This window comes from Stenotrophomonas sp. HMWF003 (genome assembly GCF_003061285.1).
GTDB lineage: Bacteria > Pseudomonadota > Gammaproteobacteria > Xanthomonadales > Xanthomonadaceae > Stenotrophomonas > Stenotrophomonas maltophilia_AP.
In genome coordinates, this window is the sequence record NZ_QAIW01000402.1 from 6,428 (window position 1) to 14,145 (window position 7,718).

Here is a 7,718-nt window from a genome sequence, read left to right on the forward strand (position 1 = left end):
TCCTGCGCCAGGGTGGCGTGCACGATGCGCAGGTCGGCATCGAGGTCGAAGATGCGGCGCACCCGGCGCACGATCCCGGGGATGGCACGCGGGTCCACCTGGCCCAGTTGCAGGCGCAGCTCGGCGCGCTTGGGGTCGGCGGTGACCCGCAGCACGCTGGGCCGTTCGGGCGGGCCGATGACGCGCTGGTAGCTGTCCGCGTCGATGCATTCGATGCCGGGAATCGAGCGGCGGCGCAGGAAATCCAGCATCGCGTCGAAATCCAGCGGCGGCCGATAGCCCAGGCGCAGGGTCAGCGCGCCGTCATCGAGGGCCCCGCGCTGGCGGCGGATCGCGGTGGGTGGCATGCCACAGCCGTCCACGAACGCGGCGTTGAAGCGGCGCAGGCTGTTGTAACCGGCGGCCATCGCCACGTCGGTCACCGGCAGCGCCGTTTCGGTCAGCAGCTGTTTGGCCAGCAACAGGCGGCGGGTGGCGTGGATCTGCGCCGGCGCCGCGCCCAGTCGCGCCACGAACAGGCGCTGCAGCTGGCGCGCGCTCAGGCCCAGCCGGGTGGCCAGCGCCGGTACCGCGGCGTCCTGCAGGTAGCCATCGTGGATCAGGGCCAACGCGCGCTGCAGGGTTTCGTTGCTGAGCGCGTCCTGGGCCTCCGGCGCCAGTTCCGGGCGGCAGCGCAGGCACGGGCGGAAACCCGCAGCCGCAGCGGCCGCAGCGGTGGGGTAGTAGTCGACGTTGGGCGGCTTCGGCGCGGGCGCCGGGCACACCGGCCGGCAGTAGATGCCGGTACTGCGCACGGCGGTGAAGAACACCCCGTCAAAGCGCGCATCGCGGGCGAGGCGGGCGCTTTCGCAGGCGGCGTAGTCCAGGGGCAGGGGGGTGTCCATGGGGGCCAGTCTATGCCCGGCGGCCGCGCCCGGCTCGCCATTTTCGGACAGCAATGCGCAGGCCGGCCGCCCTGGTTCAGGGCAGGTTCCCGCGCCGACGGTCGCGCGCACTAGACTGTGTGTTCACGCGCCGCTGCGCGCGCTCCTTCGTACGGATACCGGGTCGTTCATGTTGCTCAAGTCGTGGTGGTTGCCCCTGTTGTGCCTGGGTCTGGCCGGTTGCAGCCAGCTGGAGAATCCCGGCAACGTCACCGCCGCCGACAAGGCGGTGCGCGCGCAGACCGCCGATGGCGACCACATGGTGTCGTTCAATGCCGCCGATGCGCCGGCACCGGCGCCGTTGCCGCCCAAGCGTGGTGACCAGGGCTGGGGCGAGGCGGCGCTGGAGAACGGCAAGGCGTGGGTGAGCTGCGATACCGATTACGCCGGCGAAGGCGGCGATGGCATCGCGCTGGAGAGCCTGGATCGCGCCAGCATCGACGCCGCGCTGGCACCGTGCGTGGAGCGCGGGCTGGTGCGGGTGCGCTACGTGGGCAAGATCAACCCCGGCTTTTCCGAGCTGGTGGCGCGGTTGGCGATGGTGGCCGACGCGCAACGCATCTCCAAGCGCGTGCTGGACCTGGATTCCAGCGGCGGCCAGGTGGAAGCGGCGATCGTGGCCGGCGACCGCATCGGCGAATCCAACTGGACCATCTGGATCCGCGAAGGCTCGGTCTGCCACAGCGCCTGCGTGTTCGTGCTGGCCGCCGGCGACAACCGCCTGGTGGCCGGCAAGGTCGGCATCCACCGGATGATGCGGATCAGTTCCAAGGCCACCTCGCGCGCCGAACTCAACCGCGAGCTCCATGAGGTCTACGACAACGTCAAGGATTACCTGCAGCGCAACGGCGTGGCGGTGGGCGTGGCCGACCTGATGATGACCGTGCCCAATCGCAGCCTGCGCCTGCTGACCAGCGACGAGCTGCGCCAGTTCGGGCTGGACGGCACCAATGCGGTGCAGGACGACCTGGAGCGGATCAAGCAGATGCGCAAGTGCGGCGATGATTTCGTGCGGCGCAAGGACGCGTTCCTGATCGCCTTCGACCAGACCTGCAAGCGCGAAGGCGCCGAACTGGAAACCGTCAACAGCTGCGGGCAGACGCTCAAGCAGCGCTACGGATTCCCCGATGCCACCTGCCCGGACGAGAGCCCGCTGTCGGAGATCGACGTGTCCACGTTGCAGCCGTCCAGCGTTGCACCCGGCCAGGACGCGCCGGCCGAGCGCACCGCCAGCGACGTCGGCCAGCCCGCGCCGGAAACCGCCGAGCGCAACTGACGAACCGCTCACGGGGTTCCCGTAGACTGGCCTGGATCCTTCCAGCCAACGGTGTCCTGATGCGTGTTCCGCTGCTGCTGTCTTCGTTCCTGCTTGCTGCTGTTGCCCAGGCCCAGACACCGCCGCCGGCCACGCCTGCGCCGGCCCCGGCGCGCCCGGCACCGGCTGCCGCACCTGCGGCACGCCCGGCGCTGACCCCTGCGCAACAGGCGCAGGTGCACAAGCAGGATGCGGAAATGAGTGCGGCCGCGTTGCAGGTAGCGCAGCTGGTGGACACCAACCGTGCCGCCGAGGCATGGAAAGGGGCCTCGGCCGTGGCGAAAAAATCGGTCACCGAACAGGCCTTCGTGAGCCAGCTCAGCGCCGACCGCAAGCGCCTGGGCGCGCTGGCTGCGCGCGGCCAGCCGGTGGTGACCCGGGTCAAGTACACCGCCGGTGCAACCGTGCCCGAAGGGCTGTACATCAACGTCAGCTTTCCCACCCGGTTTGCCAACAGTGCCCAGCCGGTGCGCGAGCTGGTGTCGTTCCGGCTGGATGAAGACCGGGTCTGGCGCCTGGCCGGCTATAGCGTGCGCGCCGCAACGCCCTGATCGCCGCCGTCATTTCCTGAGGAGTGCAGCATGAGTATCGAGATCCAGATGCTGGTGTGGTCGATGGTGCTGGGCATCGTGCACCTGTTCGCCGCCTCCACTGCCGTCACCCGCGAGCGCGGGCTGCAGTGGAACGCCTCGGCCCGCGATGGCCAGACGCCACCGGTGCGGCCGCTGACCGGGCGCCTGCAGCGTGCGCAGTCCAATTTCATGGAGACCTTCCCGTTCTTCGCGGCGGCGATCCTGGCAGTGGTGCTGACCCAGCGTCAGGACGGGCTGACCGCGCTGGCCGCGCAGCTGTATTTCTGGGCACGGGTGGTGTATCTGCCGCTGTACGCGGCCGGCGTGCCGTACGTGCGCAGCCTGGTGTGGCTGGCGTCGCTGGTGGGCATCGTGCTGTTGCTGTGGGCGTTGCTGTAACGGGCCAGTGAACGGCAGCTGCGGCCGCTGATCCAGATCAAGGCGGCGCGCGGGGGTTCGGCGCTAAGCTGGCATGGACCCGTTACCGCAGGATCGGACATGTCGGACCAACCCCCGCAGGAGCAGTGCATGCCGGAGCAGCCGGTGGACGTGGTGGTGGTGGGCGCCGGCCCAGCCGGGCTGTGCTTCGCCCGCGCGCTGGCCGGCAGCGGCCTGCAGGTGGCGCTGGTGGAACAGCAGCCACGCGCGGCACTGGCGGACGCGGCCTTCGACGGCCGCGAGATTGCGCTGACCCATGCCTCGCGGCAGATCCTGGAGGCGCTGGGCATCTGGCAGCGGCTGGATCCGGCCGAGATCTCCCCGCTGCGCGACGCGAAGGTGATGGACGGCCGCTCGCCGTTCGCCCTGACCTTTGCCGCCACCCAGCGCGATACGCAGGACCTGGGCTGGCTGGTCCCCAACCATCTGATCCGCCGCGCCGCCTGGGCCAGCGTGCAGGACCAGCCGGGCCTGCAGCTGCTGGATGAGACGCGCGTGGCCGGCGTCGTGCCGGGCGCAGGGCGCAGCGTGGTCACCCTGGCCGATGGACGCCGCCTGGCCGCACGCCTGGTGGTGGCCGCCGACAGCCGCTTTTCCAGCACCCGGCGCATGCTGGGCATCGGCGCGCGGATGCGCGACTTCGGCAAGTCGATGCTGGTCTGCCGGATGCAGATCGAGGTGCCGCACCAGCACACCGCGTGGGAGTGGTTCGGGTATGGCCGCACGATGGCGCTGCTGCCGCTCAACGGCGACCAGGCCTCGGCCGTGATCACCCTGCCGCCGCGCCAGATCGAGGCCTTGATGGCGCAGGACCCGGCCCGCTTCGGGCAGAGCATCACTGACCTGTTCGAACAGCGGCTGGGGGCGATGGTCCCGGTGGCCGCGCCCGTGGCCTACCCGCTGGTAGGGGTGTATGCCAATGCGTTCGTTGGCGATCGCTGCGCGTTGATCGGCGATGCAGCCGTGGGCATGCATCCGGTTACCGCGCACGGGTTCAACCTCGGCCTGGCCGGCGCGCACCGGCTGGCCACCGTGCTCAACCAGGCGGCGGCCCGCGGCGGCGACATCGGCGCACCGGCCGGGTTGGCCAGCTTTGAGCGCGGCCACCGGCTGGCCTCGCGCCCGTTGTACGAGGCCACCAATGCCATTGCCACGCTCTACACCGATGACCGCCTGCCCGCGCGGATGCTGCGCCGGGCCGGATTGCGCCTGGCGCAGGGGGTCACCCCGTTCCGCCAGCTGATCGCCGCCCACCTGACCCAGCGCGAGGCACGGGTCTGAGGCGGCTCAGGGGGCGTCGCTGTCGGCCAGCACGTTGATGGTGGTGTCGCCAAACTGCACCACCTGGCCGCCGCGGATCTTGCAGGCCTTGCGCAGTTCGACCTCGCCATCGACCAGGACCTGGCCGTCGCCGATCACGGTCTTGGCCTCGCCGCCACTGGTGACCAGGTCGGCCAGCTTGAGCAGCTGCTTGAGCTCGACGTAGTCGCGGTCCAGTTCAAATTCGAGGGTCTGCATGGAGCGGGTATCCTGGGAAGGGGCGCGGCCATGTGGCCGGGCCGGGAAAGGGCGCGTATTGTGCGCCAGCGGGCGGCAGAACGGCATGCAGATGGGAAGCTGTACACGTTGTTCAGGTGCGATGCGGTATCATCGCCCCCTGAGTGAGTGAATTCTCCTCCGACCGAGCAGCGCCAGGGCACGCGATAAGAAAGGGCGCCCAAAGCGCGGACCATCCCCTTTTTTATCTCACTGCCTCCTCAACGGCAGTGCTTTGGAGTTCCCCATGTCCCAAGAATCCTCCGCGCCGCTGCTGTTCGCAGACCTCGGCCTGTCCGACGCTGTGATGCAGGCCGTCGCCACCGTCGGCTACGAAACCCCGTCGCCCATCCAGGCTGCCACGATCCCGGCGATGCTGGAAGGCCGCGACGTGCTCGGCCAGGCCCAGACCGGTACCGGCAAGACCGCCGCCTTCGCGCTGCCGGTGCTGTCCAACCTCGATTTCAACCAGACCAAGCCGCAGGTGCTGGTGCTGGCGCCCACCCGCGAACTGGCCATCCAGGTCGCCGAGGCGTTCCAGACCTATTCGTCGGGCATTCCCGGCTTCCGCGTGCTGCCGGTGTACGGCGGCCAGCCCTACGGCCAGCAGCTGCAGGCCCTGCGCCGTGGCGTGCACGTCATCGTCGGCACCCCGGGCCGCGTGATCGATCACCTCGAGCGCGGCACCCTGGACCTGTCCGAGCTGAAGACGCTGGTGCTGGACGAAGCCGATGAAATGCTGCGCATGGGCTTCATCGACGACGTCGAAGCGGTGCTGAAGAAGCTGCCGGAGACCCGCCAGGTCGCCCTGTTCTCGGCCACCATGCCGTCGCAGATCCGCCGCATCGCGCAGACCTACCTGAAGAACCCGGCCGAAGTCACCATCGTCAGCAAGACGACGACCTCGGCCAACATCCGCCAGCGTTACTGGTGGGTGAGCGGCATGCACAAGCTGGACGCGCTGACCCGCATCCTGGAAGTGGAACCGTTCGACGCGATGATCATCTTCTCGCGCACCAAGGCGGCCACCGAAGAGCTGGCCGAGAAGCTGCAGGCGCGTGGCCTGGCCGCGGCCGCCATCAACGGCGACATGCAGCAGGCCCAGCGCGAGCGCACCATCGGCATGCTGAAGGAAGGCAAGCTGGACATCCTGGTGGCCACCGACGTGGCTGCCCGTGGCCTGGACGTGGAGCGCATCAGCCACGTGCTGAACTACGACATCCCGTACGACACCGAAAGCTACGTGCACCGCATTGGCCGTACCGGCCGTGCCGGCCGCACCGGCGACGCGATCCTGTTCGCCACCCCGCGTGAAAAGGGCATGCTGCGTGCCATCGAGCGCGCCACCCGCCAGCCCATCGAAGAGATGCAGCTGCCGAGCGTGGACGCGGTCAACGACACCCGCATCACCAAGTTCATGAGCCGCATCAGCGATGCGCTCGATGCCGGCGGCACCGAGTTCTACCGCGACCTGCTGCAGCGCCTGGAAGGCGAGAAGAACGTGCCGGCCATCGACATCGCCGCCGCGCTGGCCAAGCTGCTGCAGGGCGATTCGCCGTTCCTGCTGACCCCGCCGGTGCGTGGTGCCCATCAGGAGCGTGCCCCGCACCAGCGCAACGAGCGCAGCAACGACCGTGGCGAGCGTCCGGCCCGTTTCGAGCCGCGCTTCGAACGTGGCCCGCGTCGTGAAGACGACCGTGGCCCGCGTCCGCCGCGTGCCGAGGGCGACTTCGGCAGCAACGATGCTGGCTTCGAACGCGCGCCGCGCCGTGACATCGCCCCGCGCGGTGCCGCCGAGCCGGGCATGGAAACCTTCCGCATCGAAGTGGGCCACGTGCACGGCGTGAAGCCGGGCAACATCGTCGGCGCGATCGCCAACGAAGCCGGGCTGGAAAGCCGCTTCATCGGCCGCATCGACATCCACGACGACTTCTCGGTGCTGGACCTGCCGGCCGAAATGCCGCAGGACCTGCTGACCCACCTCAAGAAGGTGTGGGTGTCGGGCCAGCAGCTTCAGATGCGCAAGGTCGAGCCGGGTGAAGACCTGACCCCGTCGCCGCGTCCGGCGTTCAAGCCGAAGTTCGGTGGCAAGCCGCGCGGTCCGGGTGGTCCGGGTGGCCATCGTGGCGGTCCGGGCGGCCCGGGTGGCAACGATCGCCCGCCGCGTCGTGACGGCTTCAAGCCGCGCGGTCCGCGCAACGGCTGATCGCCCACGCGATCCAGACAACGCCAGCCTTCGGGCTGGCGTTGTCGTTTCCGGGGTGTGGAAAGGCCGCGGCGCGGCTGTCGACCGGTTTCGCACGGTCACAACATCTGCCGAACTAGCCTGCAGGTTGATGGATTCGGTACACCACCCGCTTCACGGCTCCGGGGGGATCGGCGATGCTGGCAGCTGGCAGGGATGTTGGTGCGACAGCGGTACCGTATCTCACGCGGGGCTTGACCCTGCGCTTTGTCCTGCTGACCGGCATGGCCATCGGTCTGGTGGGTATTTCCGCGCTGATCCAGGAACTGCAGGCCGCGTCCACCGCGTGGATCGTGGGTCAGAGCCACTGGTCGCGCAGCCAGCAGCAGGCCAGCTTCGCGCTCAGCCGCTACATCACCCATGGCCGGCCGCGCGATCTGGCCGAGGCGCGCCAGGCCCTGACCGTGCCATTGGGCGACCTGGACGCGCGGCGCGCGCTGGAGCAGGACGACGCCGACCTGGCCCGGGCCCGGCGCGGGTTCCTGGCCGGCGGCAATGCACCCGGTGACATCAACCGCCTGATCCTGTCGTTCCGTTACCTCGGCCATCTGGGCTACTTCAAGGATGCGGTGCGGCTGTGGCGGCAGACCGACGCGCCGCTACTGCAGCTGGCCGGTCTGGTCGGCGCGGCGCAGGCACTGCATGCCCGCCGCGACGTTGAACCGGTGACCCAGGCGCTGCTGCTGGAT

6 protein-coding genes and 2 pseudogenes are annotated in these 7,718 nt (G+C 69.5%); 6 read left to right on the forward strand and 2 right to left on the reverse strand.

The genetic code is table 11. The features are described 5' to 3' along the window. Positions 1-884, reverse strand: a pseudogene (locus tag DBR34_RS17255) (AlkA N-terminal domain-containing protein); the annotation flags it as partial. A gap of 169 nt (positions 885-1,053) precedes the next feature. Here DBR34_RS17255 and DBR34_RS17260 point away from each other — a divergent pair. The 4 genes from DBR34_RS17260 (at position 1,054) to ubiM (ending at position 4,529) form a co-directional block, all read left to right on the forward strand. Further along, positions 1,054-2,199 carry a hypothetical protein gene (locus DBR34_RS17260; RefSeq protein WP_128097697.1) on the forward strand — a complete coding sequence of 382 codons (1,146 nt, stop codon included), beginning with the start codon at positions 1,054-1,056 and terminating at the stop codon, positions 2,197-2,199. 56 nt (positions 2,200-2,255) lie between these two features. Further along, the gene (locus DBR34_RS17265; RefSeq protein ID WP_128097698.1) at positions 2,256-2,789 is read left to right on the forward strand and encodes a DUF4019 domain-containing protein; all 534 of its coding nucleotides are present in this window, start codon (positions 2,256-2,258) and stop codon (positions 2,787-2,789) included. 30 nt (positions 2,790-2,819) lie between these two features. Further along, complete coding sequence (locus DBR34_RS17270) at positions 2,820-3,209, forward strand: MAPEG family protein (protein ID WP_128097699.1); 390 nt, start codon at positions 2,820-2,822, stop codon at positions 3,207-3,209. Between the two features lie 99 nt (positions 3,210-3,308). Beyond that, the gene (gene ubiM, locus DBR34_RS17275) at positions 3,309-4,529 is read left to right on the forward strand and encodes a 5-demethoxyubiquinol-8 5-hydroxylase UbiM (RefSeq protein WP_258224068.1); all 1,221 of its coding nucleotides are present in this window, start codon (positions 3,309-3,311) and stop codon (positions 4,527-4,529) included. Positions 4,530-4,535: 6 nt separating this feature from the next. Here ubiM and DBR34_RS17280 read toward each other — a convergent pair whose 3' ends face one another. After that, positions 4,536-4,766, reverse strand: a complete 231-nt coding sequence (locus DBR34_RS17280; protein WP_038689530.1) for an RNA-binding S4 domain-containing protein — start codon at positions 4,764-4,766, stop codon at positions 4,536-4,538. 265 nt (positions 4,767-5,031) lie between these two features. Between DBR34_RS17280 and DBR34_RS17285 the strand changes: the two genes are divergently transcribed. Beyond that, complete coding sequence (locus DBR34_RS17285; protein WP_128097700.1) at positions 5,032-6,990, forward strand: DEAD/DEAH box helicase; 1,959 nt, start codon at positions 5,032-5,034, stop codon at positions 6,988-6,990. 176 nt (positions 6,991-7,166) lie between these two features. Beyond that, a pseudogene (locus DBR34_RS17290) lies at positions 7,167-7,718 on the forward strand (PAS domain S-box protein); the annotation flags it as partial.